The sequence below is a fragment of the Mycobacterium sp. ACS4054 genome, from assembly GCF_001667275.1.
Lineage (GTDB): Bacteria > Actinomycetota > Actinomycetes > Mycobacteriales > Mycobacteriaceae > Mycobacterium.
The window spans coordinates 1-16,714 of sequence record NZ_LZHV01000053.1 but is presented as its reverse complement, the minus strand read 5'-3'; the positions used below and the strand labels follow the sequence as shown (position 1 = coordinate 16,714).

18 protein-coding genes are annotated in these 16,714 nt (G+C 68.3%); 11 read left to right on the top strand and 7 right to left on the bottom strand.

The annotated features are described in order from the left end of the window. Positions 1-4: 4 nt before the first annotated feature. Genes A5730_RS14710 through A5730_RS14700 form a run of 3 tightly spaced genes read left to right on the top strand, consistent with a single transcriptional unit; the run spans position 5 to position 2,909 of the window. Complete coding sequence (locus tag A5730_RS14710; protein WP_067901565.1) at positions 5-1,729, top strand: virulence factor Mce family protein; 1,725 nt, start codon at positions 5-7, stop codon at positions 1,727-1,729. Continuing rightward, complete coding sequence (locus A5730_RS14705) at positions 1,729-2,418, top strand: mammalian cell entry protein (RefSeq protein ID WP_369829884.1); 690 nt, start codon at positions 1,729-1,731, stop codon at positions 2,416-2,418. The genes A5730_RS14710 and A5730_RS14705 overlap by 1 nt, the downstream gene beginning before the upstream one ends. Then, positions 2,418-2,909 (top strand): mammalian cell entry protein, encoded by a 492-nt coding sequence (locus A5730_RS14700; RefSeq protein ID WP_067821955.1) that lies wholly within the window; start codon positions 2,418-2,420, stop codon positions 2,907-2,909. The genes A5730_RS14705 and A5730_RS14700 overlap by 1 nt, the downstream gene beginning before the upstream one ends. 12 nt (positions 2,910-2,921) lie before the next feature. On the opposite strand, the gene A5730_RS14695 is transcribed toward A5730_RS14700, so the two are convergent. The 3 genes from A5730_RS14695 to A5730_RS24750 all read right to left on the bottom strand — a co-directional run bounded on the left by A5730_RS14695 (position 2,922) and on the right by A5730_RS24750 (position 5,230). Then, positions 2,922-3,500 (bottom strand): hypothetical protein, encoded by a 579-nt coding sequence (locus A5730_RS14695; protein WP_067901559.1) that lies wholly within the window; start codon positions 3,498-3,500, stop codon positions 2,922-2,924. Between the two features lie 83 nt (positions 3,501-3,583). Continuing rightward, entirely contained in the window at positions 3,584-5,065 is a 1,482-nt protein-coding gene (locus A5730_RS14690) for a trehalose-6-phosphate synthase (protein ID WP_067901556.1), read from the bottom strand. Next, a complete protein-coding gene (locus A5730_RS24750; protein ID WP_156349547.1) occupies positions 5,066-5,230 on the bottom strand; it encodes a hypothetical protein in 165 nt (54 codons plus the stop codon). It lies immediately after the preceding gene. Between the two features lie 149 nt (positions 5,231-5,379). On the opposite strand from A5730_RS24750, the gene A5730_RS14685 reads away from it, so the two are divergent. Together A5730_RS14685 and A5730_RS14680 are read left to right on the top strand one after the other, a co-directional pair. Beyond that, the gene (locus A5730_RS14685) at positions 5,380-6,303 is read left to right on the top strand and encodes an enoyl-CoA hydratase (protein ID WP_067901554.1); all 924 of its coding nucleotides are present in this window, start codon (positions 5,380-5,382) and stop codon (positions 6,301-6,303) included. 89 nt (positions 6,304-6,392) lie between these two features. Beyond that, the gene (locus tag A5730_RS14680; protein ID WP_067901551.1) at positions 6,393-7,223 is read left to right on the top strand and encodes an SDR family oxidoreductase; all 831 of its coding nucleotides are present in this window, start codon (positions 6,393-6,395) and stop codon (positions 7,221-7,223) included. On the opposite strand, the gene A5730_RS14675 is transcribed toward A5730_RS14680, so the two are convergent. Further along, positions 7,206-8,099 (bottom strand): NAD(P)-dependent oxidoreductase, encoded by an 894-nt coding sequence (locus A5730_RS14675; RefSeq protein ID WP_067901548.1) that lies wholly within the window; start codon positions 8,097-8,099, stop codon positions 7,206-7,208. The genes A5730_RS14680 and A5730_RS14675 overlap by 18 nt on opposite strands. Before the next feature lie 57 nt (positions 8,100-8,156). Here A5730_RS14675 and A5730_RS14670 point away from each other — a divergent pair, with 57 nt between their 5' ends. Then, positions 8,157-8,948, top strand: a complete 792-nt coding sequence (locus A5730_RS14670; RefSeq protein WP_067901544.1) for an SDR family NAD(P)-dependent oxidoreductase — start codon at positions 8,157-8,159, stop codon at positions 8,946-8,948. A gap of 90 nt (positions 8,949-9,038) precedes the next feature. On the opposite strand, the gene A5730_RS14665 is transcribed toward A5730_RS14670, so the two are convergent. After that, entirely contained in the window at positions 9,039-10,595 is a 1,557-nt protein-coding gene (locus tag A5730_RS14665; protein ID WP_156745816.1) for an LCP family protein, read from the bottom strand. A 278-nt stretch (positions 10,596-10,873) separates the two neighbouring features. Beyond that, positions 10,874-11,146: a hypothetical protein gene (locus A5730_RS14660; protein ID WP_067901539.1), complete on the bottom strand. Its 273-nt coding sequence runs from the start codon at positions 11,144-11,146 to the stop codon at positions 10,874-10,876. A gap of 63 nt (positions 11,147-11,209) precedes the next feature. Here A5730_RS14660 and A5730_RS14655 point away from each other — a divergent pair, with 63 nt between their 5' ends. Both A5730_RS14655 and A5730_RS24980 read left to right on the top strand, forming a co-directional pair. Continuing rightward, positions 11,210-12,358, top strand: coding sequence for a TDT family transporter (locus tag A5730_RS14655; RefSeq protein WP_067901537.1), 1,149 nt, complete (start codon positions 11,210-11,212; stop codon positions 12,356-12,358). 142 nt (positions 12,359-12,500) lie between these two features. Next, positions 12,501-12,671: a hypothetical protein gene (locus A5730_RS24980; RefSeq protein ID WP_197506261.1), complete on the top strand. Its 171-nt coding sequence runs from the start codon at positions 12,501-12,503 to the stop codon at positions 12,669-12,671. A gap of 1 nt (position 12,672) precedes the next feature. Here A5730_RS24980 and A5730_RS14650 read toward each other — a convergent pair whose 3' ends face one another. After that, entirely contained in the window at positions 12,673-14,157 is a 1,485-nt protein-coding gene (locus A5730_RS14650) for an amidase (protein ID WP_067901534.1), read from the bottom strand. 62 nt (positions 14,158-14,219) lie between these two features. Here A5730_RS14650 and A5730_RS14645 point away from each other — a divergent pair, with 62 nt between their 5' ends. The 3 genes from A5730_RS14645 to A5730_RS14635 all read left to right on the top strand — a co-directional run bounded on the left by A5730_RS14645 (position 14,220) and on the right by A5730_RS14635 (position 16,502). Further along, positions 14,220-15,086, top strand: a complete 867-nt coding sequence (locus A5730_RS14645) for an alpha/beta fold hydrolase (protein WP_197506262.1) — start codon at positions 14,220-14,222, stop codon at positions 15,084-15,086. A gap of 167 nt (positions 15,087-15,253) precedes the next feature. After that, on the top strand, positions 15,254-15,901 hold the full coding sequence (locus tag A5730_RS14640; RefSeq protein WP_067901532.1) for a S1 family peptidase: 648 nt from the start codon (positions 15,254-15,256) through the stop codon (positions 15,899-15,901). Positions 15,902-16,037: 136 nt separating this feature from the next. After that, complete coding sequence (locus A5730_RS14635) at positions 16,038-16,502, top strand: lipoprotein LpqH (protein ID WP_067901529.1); 465 nt, start codon at positions 16,038-16,040, stop codon at positions 16,500-16,502. The last annotated feature ends 212 nt before the right edge of the window (positions 16,503-16,714 follow it).

The window sequence follows — 16,714 nt, the reverse complement described above, 5'->3', positions numbered from 1 at the left end:
GCAGATGCACGACAAACTGACCAGGATCCAGCTCTGGATCTTCGCGGTGATCACTGCGATCACGCTGACGATCATGGCGATCTTCTATCTGCGGCTGCCCGCCACGTTCGGCATCGGCACCTACGGCGTCAGCGCGGACTTCGTCGCGGGCGGCGGACTCTACAAGAACGCCAACGTCACCTATCGCGGCGTTGCCGTCGGTCGCGTGGAGTCGGTGGACCTCAACCCCACCGGCGTCACCGCCGCGATGCGGCTGAACAGCGGGACACCCATCCCGTCGAACGTCACCGCCACGGTCAAGAGCGTGTCGGCCGTCGGCGAGCAATACATCGACCTGGTGCCGCCGAGCACACCGGCAACGACCAAGCTGCGCAACGGGTCCCGCATCGACCGGCAGAACACCAGGATCGGCCAGGACGTCGCCGACCTGTTGAAGCGGGCGGAGGCGCTGACCAACAGCCTGGGCGACACCCGGCTGCGCGAGCTGTTGCACGAGACGTTCATGGCGACCAACGGGTCGGGCCCCGAGCTGGCGCGGTTGTTCGAGTCCGCCCGGCTGCTGGTGGACGAGGCCAACGCGAATTATCCGCAGGCCTCGCAGTTGATCGACCAGGCCGGGCCGTTCCTGGAAGCGCAGATCCGCGCCGGCGCGGACATCAAGACGCTGTCGGACGGGCTGGCGCGCTTCACCTCCGAGGTGCGCCAGGCCGACCCGCAGCTGCGCTCGACGCTGGCCACCGCCCCGGGGGCGACCGACGAGGCCAGCACCGCGTTCTCCGGCATCCGGCCGTCCTTCCCGGCGCTCGCGGCCAGCCTGGCCAACCTGGGCCGGGTCGGCGTGATCTACCACAAATCGATCGAGCAGCTGCTGGTGGTGCTGCCGGCGCTGTTCGCCGCGATCACCACGGCCGCCGGCGGCACGCCCCAGGACGAGGGCGCCAAGCTCGACTTCAAGCTCGACCTCAACGACCCGCCGCCGTGCGCCGTCGGCTTCCTCCCTCCGCCGCTGATGCGCACCCCGGCCGACGAGACCGTGCGCGAGCTGCCGAGGGACATGTACTGCAAGGTGGCCCAGAACGATCCGAGCACCGTGCGCGGCGCGCGCAACTATCCGTGCCAGGAGTTCCCGGGCAAACGGGCGCCGACGGTTCAGCTCTGCCGCGACCCGAAAGGCTATGTGCCCGTTGGCCGTAACCCGTGGCGAGGCCCGCCGGTGCCCTACGACACCCCGGTCACCAACGGGCTGAACACCCTGCCGCCCAACAAGTTCCCGTACATCCCCCCGGGCGCCGATCCCGATCCGGGTGTTCCGATCGTCGGGCCGCCGCCCCCAGGTGTCATCCCCGGGCCGGGACCGGCGCCGCACCAGCCGGCGTACGACCCGCCGCCGCCGAACGACAGGCCGCCGCCGCCGGGCAACCCGTCGTGGATGCCGCCGGGCGTGCCTCCGGTGCCGCCCCAGCTTCCGTACCCGAAGTGGCTGCCGCCGCCGGCACCGCCGGAGGGGATCAACCCCCCGCCGGCGGGCCCGGGACCGGAGAAGCCGTGGGGACCGCCGCCGGGGGCGTCGCAGCCGCAGGCCAGCGGACCGGCTTACGCCACCTATGACGAGCAGACCGGCGCGTTCAAAGACCCGGCCGGCGGCACTGGTATTTTCGCGGCCGGTGCTAGCGGCGCGTCCAGCGCCGAGAATTGGGTGGACCTGATGCTGGATCCGAGGCCGATGTAGTGGCAGACGAGCCAACGAACACACCGCGCGTTCGTCGTCGGGCCTCCCGCGCGGCCGGCCCCGCGAAAGCCGAAGCGGATCAGGCGGCCACGGTGCAGGTCGAAGCCGCGCCCGCCCGCCCGGCCAAGTCCGTCAGCGCCCTCAAGTCCGTCAAGCCGCCACCGCGGCGGCGGCCCCACCGCGCCCTGGTGGCCTGGACCTCGTTTGCGGCCGCGCTGTTGGCGATCGGCGCGCTGGCCGCTTGTGTGGCCGTGCTCGTCGTCCAGCAACGGCACGCCAACGCGCAGCAAGCGCGCGAACAGCGCTTCGTCGACACCGCCACGCAAACGGTGGTCAACATGTTCAGCTACAAGCAGGACAACATCGACGAGAGCGTGAACCGTTTCTACAACGGCACCAGCGGGCCGCTGCGCGGAATGCTGGGCGCCAACAACAACATCGAGAACCTCAAGGGCATCTTCCGCTCCACCAACGCCACGTCGGAGGCCGTCATCAACGGCGCCGCCCTGGAGGGCATCGACACCGTCACCGACAACGCGTCCGTCCTCGTTTCGGTTCGCGTCACGGTCGCCGACATCGACGGGGTTAACAAGCCGTCCATGCCGTATCGCCTGCGGGTGATCGTGCACGAGGACGAGCAGGGCCGGATGACGGGTTACGACCTGAAGTATCCCAACGGGGGTAATTGATGCGCTGGCGGCGCTGGCTGCTCGTCGTCGCGGGCTACCTCCTGATTGCGGTGTTCGTCGGGTTGTCCGCGGCGGCCGGCTGGTTCTACTGGGGCCGGGTGCAGACACGCGGCGAGCAGGCGGCGCGGGCGGTGCTACCGGGCTTGGCCACCAAGGAGATTCCCGAGGTCTTCGCCTACGACTACCAGACGGTGGAACGCAGCCTCAGCGACGCGTATCCGTTGTTGACCCCCGACTATCGCCAGGAATTCCGGAAAAGCGCCAACGCGCAGATCATTCCGGAGGCCAAGAAGCGTGAGGTGGTGGTCCAGGCCAGCGTTGTTGGCGTGGGTGTGATGACCGCCAAACGTGATTCGGCATCACTGATGGTCTACATGAACCGCACGGTGACGGACAAAACGCGCCAGCCGCTCTACGACGGCAGCCGGTTGCGAGTGGACTTCAAAAAGATCGGCAAGCAGTGGCTGATCAACTACATCACACCGATCTAGCCGAAGCGGGTATCAGAAGCAGATCGCGATCTCGTTGCATCGCAACGGGTAACGCTGCACCGGACTGGGTGGGGGTCCGTTGAGCGTCAGCGAGAACGGCTGCTTCTTCATGTCGGGCTGGAGCCCGCAGACGGCGCCGTGCAGGATCGTGTGGGTGCCGGTGAGTGTTTCGTCGCTGAATGCGTAGGTCTCGGTGGTCGGCGCGGTGCCGCCGCCGGGACATGACACGCCGTTCGCCTTGTCCACCTTGAAAGTCCACAGCATGCTGGACATCCGGGCCCGGCCGCTGAAGTTCTGCAACTTGTCCGCGGCACCGATCTGTTCGTCCGTAGAGCTCACGATGTTCAGGGCGCAGTTCATCGCCCACACGATCGGGTCTGAGTAGTCGTTCATGTTCCGGGTTCCGTTGGGCTGGTCGCACAGCGCCGAGATCGTCCAATTCACGCCAGACACACCAGCCTCGTTCAAGGTGTAGGTGCCGTCCGGCGGCGGACCGACCGCGTGGGCCGGGTCACCGGAGTCCAAAGCAATTCCGATGGCGACAGCCGAGAATATGCCGGCGCCAGCGGCCAGCCCGCGACGGAGCTTCACGGTGCCCTCCCTTCCGGACCTTCCCCTTCACCGATGCATCGAGTATCACAGCGTTTGCGCGCCAACACCATGGGTTTGCGGGCTTAGGTGGCGTCCGGCGACCGCGGCTCCGCCAGCGCGTCCAGGAATGACCGCGCCCAACGGTCGACGTCATGGACGAGCACCTGGCGCCGCATCGCCCGCATCCGGCGCCTGCCCTCCTCGGCGGGCTGGTTGAGCGCGGCTTCGATCGCGTCCTTGACCCCGTCCAGGTCGTGCGGGTTGACCAGATAGGCCTGCCGGAGTTCCGATGCGGCGCCGGTGAATTCGGACAGCACCAGCGCGCCGCCAAGATCGCTTCGGCAGGCGACGTATTCCTTGGCCACCAGGTTCATGCCGTCGCGCAGCGGGGTGACCAGCATGACGTCGGCGGCCACGAAGAAGGCGATCAATTCGTTGCGGGGGACAGGGCGGTGTAGGTAATGCACCACCGGATGGCCCACCTCCGCGTACTCGCCGTTGATGTGGCCCACCTGGCGTTCGATGTCGTTGCGCAGAATCTGGTAGCTCTCGACACGTTCGCGGCTGGGCGTCGCGAGCTGAACCAGCACGGTGTCGTCGCGCTTGGCTCGGCCCTCCGCGAGCAGCTCCGAGAAGGCCTTGAGCCGGACGTCGATGCCCTTGGTGTAGTCGAGCCGGTCGACGCCGAGCAGCACCTTGCGGGGGTTGCCCAGCTCCGCCCGGATCTCCCGGGCGCGGCGCCTGACGTCGCGGTCGCGGGCGGCCTGGTCGAGCGAGCCCGAATCGATGGAAATGGGGAAGGCACCCACGCGGACGATGCGGGAACCGAGGTCGACCTCGCCGTACCGCGAGCGCACCCCGACCGATCCGCGGGAGGTGTTGGCGCCGATCAACCGGCGGGACAGGATCAGGAAGTTCTGGGCGCCCCCGGCCAGGTGGAAACCGACCAGGTCGGCGCCGAGCAGCCCCTCGACGATCTCGGTGCGCCACGGCAGCTGCATGAACAGTTCCACCGGCGGGAAGGGGATGTGCAGGAAGAAGCCGATGGTGAGGTCGGGCCGCAGCTCCCGCAGCATCTTGGGGACCAACTGCAGCTGGTAATCCTGCACCCACACGGTCGCGCCGCGGGCGGCGGCGCGGGAGGTGGCTTCGGCGAAGCGCCGGTTCACCTCGACGTAGCGTTCCCACCACTCGCGGTGGTAGATCGGCTTGACGATGACGTCGTGGTAGAGCGGCCACAGCGTGGCGTTCGAGAATCCCTCGTAGTACTGCGCGATGTCGTCGGTGCTCAGCCGCACCGGGCGAAGCTCGAGGTCCTCCTGGACGATGGGCTCGTCATCGAAATCTGGCTCCTCCTCGGCGATGCCCGCCCAGCCCACCCACGCGCCACGCCTGCGGCGCAGCAGCGGCTCCAGCGCGGTCACCAGCCCGCCCGGGCTGCGCTTCCACGCCTTGGTGCCGTCGGGAAGCCGTTCCTGGTCTACCGGCAGCCGGTTGGCGACCACCACGAAGTCGGAATTCCCGAAGGGCGGCGTCTTCGAGCCGTGCCCGTTCCCGGGAGCCATTTACGCGTCGAGTTTTGCGGGCCCAATGCCGAGCATGGACAGGAAAACGCGGCACTCGTCGGCATCGGTCGCGTATGCCGCGACGACTCGCCTGGCCTGGCTGGCCGTGCTGTCGGCAACCGGTTCGACGTCGCCGATCTCGGCAGGGTCAGATTTCGTAGCCATGACTTAACTGTAGGTGATGCGGGGATGCGCGGGTGGCTGAGGACTTGATCTTCGAGTTCCTCCCGGCTCGGCCACCCACCGGTGACCCGCTTACACACTGGCCGTAATGTGTAAAGACGTCGGACCTGACAACGAGTGAGGTGGGCCGAATGACACTCTCAGAGCAAGCCGGTGCCCAGGCGGGCAGCGCCGATGCCGAAGAGTTGGTGAGCTACGAAACCCTCGACGAGGGCCGCATCGCGCGGATTTGGCTCAACCGGCCCGACGCCCATAACGCGCAAAGCCGCGGCCTGCTGATCCAGCTGGACGAGGCGTTCCTGCGCGCCGCGGCCGACGACACCGTGCGCGTGGTGATTCTGGCCGCGCGCGGCCGCAACTTCTCGGCCGGCCACGACTTGGGTTCCGAGCTGGCGATCGCCGAGCGCAGCCAGCTGCCCAGCTTCCGCATCAACGGCGGGACCCGCGATCCCATCGCGGAGAAGATCTACCTGCAGGAGTGGCACTACTTCTTCCAGAACACCTGCCGGTGGCGGGATTTACGCAAGATCACCATCGCCCAGGTCCAGGGCAATGCGATCTCCGCGGGCCTGATGCTGATCTGGGCGTGCGATCTGATCGTGGCCGCCGACAATGCCAAGTTCAGCGACGTGGTCGCGGTGCGCTTGGGTATGCCCGGCGTCGAATACTATGCTCACCCTTGGGAATTCGGCCCGCGCAAAGCCAAAGAGCTGCTGCTGACCGGCGACGCGCTCGATGCCGATGAGGCCTACCGGCTCGGCATGGTGTCCAAGGTGTTCCCGGTCGACGAGCTGGCCGAAAAGACGCTGGAATTCGCGCGACGCATCGCCGACCGGCCCACGATGGCGGCGCTGCTGGTGAAGGACTCGGTCAACGCCGCCTCCGACGCAATGGGATTCACCGAGGCGCTGCGCCACGCCTTCCACATCCACGAGCTGGGACACGCACATTGGGCCGCCCACAACGAGAACCGGTACGCGGTCGGCCTGCCGCCCGACGTCGAGGATTGGCGCAACGCGAAGCCGACGCAGGTGGCCCGCCGCGATACGCCGTAGCCTCGCAGGCGGTGTGCGGTACCCGTTGCCGCGGGCAGTCCTCCGCGTGGTTCGATATCTAGAACCCGTTTCAGTTGAGAGGGCGTCGCGTGCAGCTTTCTTTCGAAAACCGGACATATCTGGTCACCGGCGGCGGTAGCGGAATCGGCAAGGGAGTGGCGGCCGGACTGGTCGCGGCCGGCGCCTCGGTCATGATCGTGGGCCGCAACCCCGACCGGCTGGCTGGTGCCGTCAGCGAGATCGAAGCGCTGTCGGGTGCCGGCTCCATCCGCTACGAGCCGGCCGACATCACCAACGAGGAGGAGGCCGCCCGCGCGGTCGACGCCGCGACGGCATGGCATGGTCGCCTGCACGGCGCGGTGCACTGTGCGGGCGGGTCCGAAACGATCGGCCCGATCACACAAGTCGACTCCGAGGCCTGGCGCCGGACGGTCGACCTCAACGTCAACGGCACCATGTACGTGCTCAAGCACACGGCCCGCGAGTTGGTGAGCGGCGGGGGCGGCTCCTTCGTGGGCATCTCGTCGATCGCGGCGAGCAACACCCATCGCTGGTTCGGCGCGTACGGGGTCACCAAGTCGGCGGTCGACCACCTGATGATGCTGGCGGCCGACGAGCTGGGCCCGTCCTGGGTGCGGGTCAATAGCGTCCGCCCAGGCCTGATCCGCACGGATCTGGTGACGGCCATTACGGATTCACCGGAGCTGAGCGCCGACTACAGCGCCTGCACGCCGCTGCCGCGCGTCGGTGAGGTCGAGGACGTCGCCAACCTGGCCATGTTCCTGCTCAGCGACGCCGCCGCCTGGATCACCGGCCAGTGCATCAACGTCGACGGCGGCCACATCCTGCGTCGCGGTCCGGACTTCTCCGCGATGCTGGAACCGGCGTTCGGCGCCGACGGGCTACGCGGGGTCGTCTGACGTCAGGCCGGCGTCGCGCTCGGCGAGCGTGGCCAGCGCCGACCAGTCCAGCTGCCCGCCGCCCGTCGCCACCAGCGTGAGGAAGCGGTCGCGGAGCAGGCTGGCTACCGGCAGCGGCACTTCCAACTGTTCCGCGGCCGCGAGGGCCAGGCGAACGTCCTTGAGGCCCAGCCGCGCGGCGAAGCCGGCCGGCTCGAATTGCCGTCGCGCGATCAACCCACCGTAGGTCTGGTAGGCGGGCGCGGAGAACAACGTCGAGGTGAGGATGTCCACGTACTGCTGCCTGTCGACCCCGGCCTTGGCCACCAGCGCGACGGCTTCGCTGAGGCTTTCGATCACCGAAGCGATCAGGAAGTTGCCGCTCAACTTGACCAGGTTGGCGGTGTGCGGCTGCTCGGACACCACAAACGTGCGCTGCCCGATCGCGTCGAACAGCGGGGTCAACGGCTGCAGCACCTGCGGCTCACCCGCCGCGACCACGAAAAGCTTTGCGGCCGCGGCCGCCTCGGGCCTGCCGAACACCGGCGCCGCGACGAACCGCTGGCCGGCATCGGCGTGCGTGGCCGCCAGGCGCTCCGAGAGGGCGACGCTGATGGTGCTCGACGAGACGTGCGTCGCGCCGGGCGCCAGCGAAGCGACGATGCCGCCCTCGCCAAAGGCCACGCCCTCGACGGCCCGGTCGTCGGCCAGCATGGTGAACACGACCTCGGCGTTGCACGCGTCGGCGACGGTGCCCGCCGCGGATGCGCCGGCCTGGACGAGCGCCTCCGCCTTTGCGGGGGAGCGGTTGTAGACGGTGACGCGGTGACCCGCCTTCAGCAGGTTGGCGGCCATGCCCCCGCCCATATTGCCCAGGCCAATGAATCCGATGTCCATTCCTCCACTGTGCCCGCTCCCTACGATGATGGGCACGCCTAGTGACGGGAGCGGCAGATGAAGCGACTCGAGGGCCAGCGGGTCCTGGTGACCGGCGCGGCGTCGGGGATCGGGCAGGCGACCGCCCTGCGGCTCCTCGACGAGGGCGCCACCGTGGTGGCCTCCGACGTCGCGGAGGGCGGCTTGGACGGCACGCGCGCCCGCGCGGAGGAGGGCGGCACCGCCGACCGCCTCACCACCATGCCGATGGACGTGGGCAACGAGGACTCGGTGATCGACGGCGTGTGCCTCGCCGTCGAAAAGCTCGCCGGCTTGGACGCATTGGTCAACGCCGCCGGCATCCTGCGCGCCGCCCACACCCACGAGACCACCCTGGAACTGTGGAACCAGATCGTCGGCGTCAACCTGACCGGAACGTTTCTCGTTGTGCGGGAAGCGCTTCCGACGCTACTGGCGAATCGGCGCAGCTCGATCGTCAACTTCAGTTCGACCTCGGCCTCGTTCGCCCACCCTTACATGGCGGCGTACGCGGCGAGCAAAGGCGGAATCCAGGCGTTCACTCATTCGCTGGCCCTCGAATACGCCCGCGATGGGCTGCGCGCCGTGTGCGTGGCACCGGGCAGCATCAAGTCCGGGATCACCGACGCAACGGGCGGATACATCCCGAAAGACGCTGACTGGGCGCTTTTTTCGAGGCTGATGCCGATCCTGCCGACCACGGTGGAATCCAGCGGCACCGGGATGGCCGACCCGTCCGTGGTGGCCGGGGTGATCGCGATGCTGGTGTCCGAGGACGGCGCGTTCATCACCGGCACCGAGATCCGCATCGACGGCGGGACGCACGCCTAGCCGGCGCTGGCCCTATGGCGGCGACCCGTCCCCCAGCTTCGCGGGGGTACCCCCAGCGCCCGGCTTCGCCGCGCTCGCGATCGCCGCTAGCTAGTTAACGCACGGCACGCCGCCGCCGTCGATCGGCTTCCCCTGATCGGGCGTCGGATAGGTCGTGGTGGTGCCGTTGTAGTAGTAGGTCTTGGCCTTGCTTGACGTTGTGGTGCTGGCGCTTTCGTCCGTCGTGGCGTCGTCGACCATCGACACCGAGAAGTTGGTATCGACGGTCACCCTGATGTGGCCGGGCTGGACACTGGGATCGGGATGGCTAGGGGCGTCGAGGCCGAGCAGTTTGGCCACGTTGCCCGCGTCGGTCTCCGCCCCGGCGCCGTACGCGACCGTGCTGGCGGTCGGTTCGCCCGAATTGCGGTCGCGGGTCTGGCCCGTCGTGTAGCCGTGGTTCTTCAGCGCGCGGGCCACCTCGCTCGCGAGTCCGCTCATGCTGCCGGCGTTGACCACGTCGACGACGGTCGACGGGCTCGGCTTGGCGGCCGTGGTGGCGGGCGCCGTAGTCGTCGGTGAGGCGCCGATCGCGGTGGCCACCTCGGCCTTGATCGCGGCCGGGTCGATGATGTTGACGTCCTGGCCGTCGATGTTGTCGTAGCGCACCACCGGCAGCGTCCGGAACTCGACGTTGCCGCTGGAGGCCAGCGAACCCAGGCGCTGGATCATCTCCTCGTCCCAGCCGCCCGAGAGCACCACGTCCTTGCGCGCCACCGCCATGAGGCTCTTGAGCTTGTCCAGGTTGGTGAAAGTGCCCGCCGCCTGCAGCTCCTGCATGACCGACGAGATGAACGCCTGCTGGCGGTGGGTGCGGTCCAGGTCCCCGTTCTCCAGGCCATGGCGCTGCCGGACGAAGGACAGCGCCTGGGACGCGTCCAGCGTCTGCCGCCCGGCCGGGAAGTCCGCGCCGGAATACGAGTCGTAGACGGGATGGTTGAGGCACACTTCCACCCCGCCGAGGGTTTGCGCCAGGTCATAGAACCCGGCCAGGTTCACCTCGGCGAAATAGTCGATCGGGACGCCGGTCAGGTTGCGCACCGCGCGCAGGGTGGCGGCGCGACCGGCCTCACGGCCCTTGGTCTCGAGTTCCTTCTGGCTGACGCCGCCCTGATTGGCGAGCTTGTTCGCGACGTACTGCTTGGTGAGCCCGTACGCCTCCTTGATCTTGATGTGGTTGTATCCGGGAACCCCGGTGAAGGGCACCCAGTCGTCGCGGGGGATGGAGAAGGCCACCACTTTGTTGTCGGCGCTGACGTGGACCAGGATCAGCGTGTTGGTGTTGTACCCGCCGTCGTCGGAATCGCCGGCGTGCAGATGCTTGAGGATCGACCAGGGCAGGTCGTTGCCGTCCTGATCCTTGCGGGAGTCCAGCCCGATCAGCAGGATGTTCATGTCGTCGCCGCTGGACCGCGGGTCGTCGGGCCGCAGGGCGTCGGAAACGGTGATGCCGCCCAGCGCGCCGTGGGCCACGTAGTACCCCGCCCCGGTCAGGCCGATCGCCGCCACCGAGACCAGCGCGCCCAAGGTACGCGTCAGCCCCTTGCGGAAACGTGAGGGTTGACGGACGGCTCGATGACGGCGATGGGCACCGCCCGAGCGGGCCATCACAAAACTCTGCCCGGACCCAGCGCATTGCCGGGCACCGCAACGGCGGTTTGCGGCGATGTCGCTTCCAGCATGGTGTCAAGTATGCGTTAGCTTGCTGTGAAGCCCCCAATCGAAAAAGCACCGCGGGCCGGGCGCATGCGGCGGGCCAGTCACGGATTAACGCCGGAAATTCGCGCTTGACCAGCGCATTCTCGTGTCGGCGTCGCGCGGCGGTTTCGACTAGGTCACATCGCCGGCGGGACCGACTCGAACTCGTTATCGAGCCGATACGACGGCTAGCGGGCTTTGACCATGTCCTCGCCGGAATCGTAGAAAATGGTGATGTTCGATCCCGTCAGGATCTCGGCGAAGTACACACCGAGAGGCTCGACCTCGTAGTAGTAGTGCACGTTGCCCTGGCGGTCGACCGCCGTCGCGCACGACAGGCCCGGCGCTCCGCATCGTTGCTTGATCGGTACGGCGAGAACGGCGAGCGTCACCACCACCGCAATCCCGATCATCAGCGGGAGCCTGTTGAATGCCCGCCTCGTCGTTGGCGCCGGATGCATCACCGTTGGAGTGTATGCGGCGCACCGGCCGGATTCGGTGTGGCGCAGTAGGGTTTCTCAGCTATGGCCACTGCAAATCCGGACGGCGCGGCGTCGCCGCAGACCCGGGTCGAGGTACTGGGCAACATCGGACCCAACTGGTTCGCGTCGGTGATGGGCACCGGGATCGTGGCCGTCGCCGGCGCCACGCTGCCGGTGCACGTGGTGGGATTGCGCGCGTTCGCGCAAACGGTCTGGGTGATCGCCGCCGTGCTGCTCGTGGCGCTGATCGTCCTGGTCGGGGGGCATTGGTTGCGGCACCCCACCGTGGCGCGCAGTCACGCGCGCAATCCGCAGATGGCGCACTTTTACGGCGCCGCGCCGATGGCGCTGATGACGGTCGGAGCGGGGGCGGTGCTCGTCGGCCGGGATCTGTTGGGTGAGCGCGTCGTCGTCGACCTGGACTGGGTGTTGTGGACCGGCGGAACGCTGGGCGGGCTGTTCACCGCGGTGAGCATCCCGTTCTTGATGTTCACCCAGCACAACGTCGGGCCCGACGCGGCCTTCGGTGGGTGGCTGATGCCGGTGGTACCGCCCATGGTGGCCGCGGCCACCGGAGCCCTGCTGCTGCCGCACATGGCGGCCGGCACCGGTCGGGAAACCATGCTCTTCGGCTGCTACGCGATGTTCGGGCTGTCGCTGCTGGCCTCGCTGAACATCATCGCGATGATCTGGGCGCGCCTGACCCTGTACGGCACATCGGGCTCGGCCCGGGTGCCCACGCTGTGGATCGTGTTGGGGCCACTCGGCCAATCCATCACCGCCGCGGGGCTTTTGGGCGCCAGCGCGGGGCTCGCGGTCGCTCCCGACTTGGCCGAGGACCTGAACGCCTTCGCGATCCTCTACGGGGTTCCGGTGTGGGGCTTCGCGGTGTTGTGGATCGCGATGGCCACCGCGCTGACCGTGCGCACGCTGCGGCGCGGTATGCCGTTCGCCCTGACGTGGTGGAGCCTGACCTTCCCGGTCGGAACCTTCGTCACCGGAACCTCGCAGCTCGCCGGCCACACTCATCTGCCGGCGTTTCGGGTGGCCGCGGTGATCGCGTATGCCGGGCTGTTGTTCACCTGGCTGTTGGTGGCCGTCCGCACCGCGCGGGGCAGCCTGCGCGGCAACCTGCTCACGGTGCCGCCCAGCGCCGCGCCGGTGAAGGTCGGCAAGGAGCCGGTGTCCTGAGGCGGCCGACGCCGGCGTTTCGCTCCCCGGGGTCGGCGGGTAGGCAACCCTGAGCCGATCGGGAAGACCCGATGAGGACGCCAGCGGGCCGCGGGAACGGCCGAGTGGCAGACGCCGAGCAGCAAGACGGAGGTTTTTAAGGATGCGCGCTGAGGAAGGCGACGAAACCGTCAAGGACTACGCCGCGGAGGGGAAGCAGACTCTGGGCAGGATCAAGGCCTCTCAACGAGCGGGGACCAGGCTTGGCGACGTCGCCAAGCGGTTCGCCCGGCTGTGGCGAGGCGATCACCCGGCGGACGGGCCCGAGACATAAGTCACGCGGGCGCCGGATACCGGTGCGCCCACGGGCTGGCTTCCTCCAGCTGGGCCGCCAGCTGCAGCAGGTCGCCGTCGGCGCCCAATCGCCCGACCAACTGCACGCCGAGGGGAAGCCCGGCGTCCGTCCAATGCAGCGGCACGCTGATCGCGGGGCGCCCGGTGATGTTGGCGAGCTGCGTGTAGGGCACCCAGCCCAGGTTCTCGCGGATCAACTGGTCGAGGATTCCACTGCGCGCCAACGCCTTTCCCGCCCGCAGCGTACTGGCGGCCCTCGCCAGCCGTTGGAGCGGGCGTGACGTCGCGGTGGCGCCGATCCGCAGGGGCGGGGCGGCCAGGGTGGGCGTCAGCAAGCAGTCAAAGCGTTCGTGGAAGGTCGCCAGCGACCGGATGTGGTTGTTGCGGTTTTCCAGCGCGAAGATGGGCGGCAAAACGCCGGTGGCCCTGGCCAATTCGCTCACGGCCAGCGTGTCGGCCTCGAAATCGCGGTCCCGGGCGCCGGTGCGCTGTTTGGCGTCGGCGACGTGTTGATACAGCTGAGCGAACCAGATTGTCAGGAAGTCGCGCGCCAGCGCGTCGTCGTCGTACGGGGGCGCGACCTCCTCCACGTGGTGCCCCAGGTCGGCAAGGAGTGCCGCCGCGCGTTCCACCGCGGCGACGGCCTCCCGGTCCGGATGCGGGTTGATCGCCGAGGACCACGAGTACCCGATTCGCAGCGCGGCGGGGCGGCGCCGGATGTGCTCGGTGAAACCCATTGGCGGAAGCGCGACTTCGTACGCGGCGTGCGGATCGCGGCCGACGATCGCGTCGCAGAGCGCGGCGCTGTCGCGCACGGTGCGGGACACGACGCCCTGGGTCACCATCCCGAACATCGGCTCACCGGTCTGCGGCCCGTACGGCGACAGCCCGCGGCTGAACTTCAGGCCGACGAGCCCGTTGCACGCGGCGGGGATGCGGATCGATCCGCCACCGTCGTTGGCCCCGGCCGCCGGCACGATCCCGGCCGCGACCGCCGCACCGGAGCCGCCGGAGGAGCCGCCGGGTGTGTGCGCGGTGTTCCACGGGTTGCGCGCGGGGCCCCAGTAATCGGATTCCGTGACGCCCTTGGCGCCGAACTCGGGAGTGTTGGTCATCGCGAAGATCACCAACCCCGCGTCCAGGAACCGCTGCGTCACCAGGGCGTGCCGGTCGGCCACGTCGTTGGCCAGGGACCGGGAACCGCTCGAGGTGGGAAAGCCGCGGTACTCCTGGGCGAGGTCCTTGATCACGAAGGGCACACCCGCGAACGGGCCGCGCAGGTTCGGGTCGGCGGCCCGGGTGTCCGCCACCTCGCCGAGGCGTCTGACGATCGCGTTCAGCCGGGGGTTCACCGCGTCCGCTCGCTGCCGTGCCAACGCGAGAAGTTCGGCCGGCGCGACGTGCTTGCGCTCGACGAGCTCGGCCAACGCGGTCGCGTCCAAGGTCATGTACTCGTCAAGATGCATCGGTTTCTCCTCTGGACGCCCCGCTGCATCGTATTGAAGCGGCTTAGTATCACCTGATGCCCATGGCAGTTGAACCGTTCTCGATCCAGGGGCCCGGCGGCGTGCGCATCGTCGCCGACCGGCTGGGCGATCCGCAGGCGCGGGCCGTGGTGTTCCTGCACGGCGGCGGGCAGACCCGCCGGTCGTGGGGCAAGGCCGCCGCCGCCGTGGCCCAGCGGGGTTGGCAGGCCGTCACCGTCGACCTGCGCGGGCACGGCGAGTCCGACTGGTCCGACGAGGGCGACTACCGCGTCGTCAGTTTCGCCAGCGACGTGCAGCAGGTGCTCGGCGCGCTGCCCCCACAACCGGTGCTGGTCGGCGCCTCGTTGGGTGGGTTCACCTCGATGCTGTTGGCGGGGGAGCTTTCGCCTGGCATCGCCAGCGCGGTCGTGTTGGTGGACATCGTGCCGAACATGGACCAGTCCGGGGCCAATCGGATTCATGCCTTCATGTCCGATCGGGTGGAAACGGGGTTCGCCTCGCTTGACGAGGTCGCCGACGCGATCGCCGAGTACAACCCGCACCGGCCCCGGCCAACCGACCTCGACGGCCTGACCACGAATCTGCGCCGCCGTGGCGATCGTTGGTACTGGCACTGGGACCCCCAGTTCATCAGCGGGACCGCCGCGTATCCGCCCTTCGAGGTCACCGACCCCGATCGCATGCACGCGGCCGTGGAGGCGATCCTGCGCGATCGCGTGCCGATGTTGTTGGTTCGGGGCCAGATGAGTGATCTGGTCAGCCAGGAACGCGCCGACGAGTTCCTGGCCCGCTTTCCGCAGGTAGAGTTCACCGACGTGCGCGGGGCGGGGCACATGGTCGCCGGCGACCGCAACGACATTTTCGCCGACGCGGTGCTGAGTTTCCTTGCCCGGCACGTCGCCGGCTGATCCGTCTGTTGTCCGCGCGAAAGTCCTTGTCCGACGGGGCATTCGCTAAACGTTGTGTCGCTCACGTCAATTCGCTTGCGTTCGGCCGGCGGACGGGACTTGCCGTCCGGGCGGCCCAACGCTGCTCGCGCTGTTAGCATGCTGCCCGACACATCAAGAGAGGCGGCGTGGCCATGCGGTGGTTGCGAGGGTTGGGGCTGGTCGGTGCTGTGGTCGTCGCCGCGACGACGTTGGCGCATCCGGCGCGAGCGGACGGAAGCGTTACCCCGGGCATCAAGGTGGACGACGAAAACAGCTCGTGCACAGCGGGTTTCGCGGCGCAGGGCAACGACGGCAGCTATTACCTGATGACCAGCGGCCACTGTGACGCCCACGATGGTTCGTTGTGGACGTACGGAAATGACGTTCCGCTAGGGAGAATCACCGCCAGCGAGAAGGAAGGCGACACGAAAGACGCCGCGATCATCCTGCTCGACCCGAGCGTCGGAGCGCCATTCGGACATGTCGGCGGAACGTACGAGGTCCGGGATGTGTTGAGCGCGGGCCAGATTCGCCAGGGGATGCCGTTCTGCAAATTGGGTGCCGTCACCGGTGAGACCTGTGGTGTGGTCAAGCATGTCGACGGCGGCGTCGTCGAAGCCAGCGTGTACAGCCTCAACGGCGACAGCGGCAGCCCGGGTTTCGTGAAGAACTCGGACGGCACGGTCAGTGCGGTCGGTCTGTTGATGTCATCACCCGACGGGGACGACTACACGACCTACTTCACGCTCATCGATCCGCTGCTGGGCAGATGGGGATTGCACGTCCTGCCCTGACGGCCCGCTTGCACAGCAAATACATAGCGTTTGTCACTGATCGGGACGGGGTATCCACGGCCGCGGTCGGAGCTCGCTACGTAACGGGCCCAACGAGTTATTCAGTGCGACACCAGCGACACGAAGGAGAGCGTTAGTGAAGCGTGGGATCGTCGTCGGCGTGGCGGGCGTGGCCGTGGTGGCCGCGGCGTGCGCCGGCTGCTCGAGCAACAAGTCCAACACGGGCTCGTCCGGCTCTTCGCCGTCGACATCCGGCCCGCAGGTCATCGTCGACGGTCAGGCGCAGAACGTCAGCGGCCAGGTCACCTGCGCCCAGGCGGGCGACAACACCAACATCGGCATCGGTGACCCGACGGCCGGAGTCGGCGCTGTGGTCAGCAATGCCACCCCGCCCATCGTTCACTCCGTCGGACTCGGCAGCGTCAACGGGATCACGCTCGGCTTTTCCGACGCGGCTCCCAACCAAGGCGGCAACGCCGGAGCCGCGGTGAACGGGAAGGCCTACGCCATCAAGGGCACCGCGACCGGGCTCGACATGAGCAACCCACAGCAGCCGCAGGCGGTGACCAAGTCATTCGAGTTGAACGTGACCTGCCCGTAGTGCGGGCGATCGACAGGCAAGAGGGGACGCAGCTATGTCTATGAAACGTGTCGTCAGTGCGGCGGCGGTCGCGGCCGGGCTGAGCTTCTCCGCGGTCGCATTGAACGCGGGTTCGGCCTTCGCGGCCCCGCTCGACCCGCCGGGGCCTTGTCCGGGCTGCCACGGTGGCGGCGGCGGAGGCGGTGGCGGGGGCAACCCCGGCGGGTCGAGCG

What these genes read in the sequence shown, in the direction of transcription:
- A5730_RS14710 (WP_067901565.1), top strand. Translation starts at nt 5, where the DNA reads ATGCACGACAAACTGACCAGGATCCAGCTCTGGATCTTCGCGGTGATC.
- A5730_RS14700 (WP_067821955.1), top strand. Translation starts at nt 2,418, where the DNA reads ATGCGCTGGCGGCGCTGGCTGCTCGTCGTCGCGGGCTACCTCCTGATT.
- A5730_RS14690 (WP_067901556.1), bottom strand. Translation starts at nt 5,065, where the DNA reads ATGGCTCCCGGGAACGGGCACGGCTCGAAGACGCCGCCCTTCGGGAAT.
- A5730_RS24750 (WP_156349547.1), bottom strand. Translation starts at nt 5,230, where the DNA reads ATGGCTACGAAATCTGACCCTGCCGAGATCGGCGACGTCGAACCGGTT.
- A5730_RS14685 (WP_067901554.1), top strand. Translation starts at nt 5,380, where the DNA reads ATGACACTCTCAGAGCAAGCCGGTGCCCAGGCGGGCAGCGCCGATGCC.
- A5730_RS14675 (WP_067901548.1), bottom strand. Translation starts at nt 8,099, where the DNA reads ATGGACATCGGATTCATTGGCCTGGGCAATATGGGCGGGGGCATGGCC.
- A5730_RS14670 (WP_067901544.1), top strand. Translation starts at nt 8,157, where the DNA reads ATGAAGCGACTCGAGGGCCAGCGGGTCCTGGTGACCGGCGCGGCGTCG.
- A5730_RS14665 (WP_156745816.1), bottom strand. Translation starts at nt 10,595, where the DNA reads ATGGCCCGCTCGGGCGGTGCCCATCGCCGTCATCGAGCCGTCCGTCAA.
- A5730_RS14660 (WP_067901539.1), bottom strand. Translation starts at nt 11,146, where the DNA reads ATGCATCCGGCGCCAACGACGAGGCGGGCATTCAACAGGCTCCCGCTG.
- A5730_RS14655 (WP_067901537.1), top strand. Translation starts at nt 11,210, where the DNA reads ATGGCCACTGCAAATCCGGACGGCGCGGCGTCGCCGCAGACCCGGGTC.
- A5730_RS24980 (WP_197506261.1), top strand. Translation starts at nt 12,501, where the DNA reads ATGCGCGCTGAGGAAGGCGACGAAACCGTCAAGGACTACGCCGCGGAG.
- A5730_RS14650 (WP_067901534.1), bottom strand. Translation starts at nt 14,157, where the DNA reads ATGCATCTTGACGAGTACATGACCTTGGACGCGACCGCGTTGGCCGAG.
- A5730_RS14645 (WP_197506262.1), top strand. Translation starts at nt 14,220, where the DNA reads ATGGCAGTTGAACCGTTCTCGATCCAGGGGCCCGGCGGCGTGCGCATC.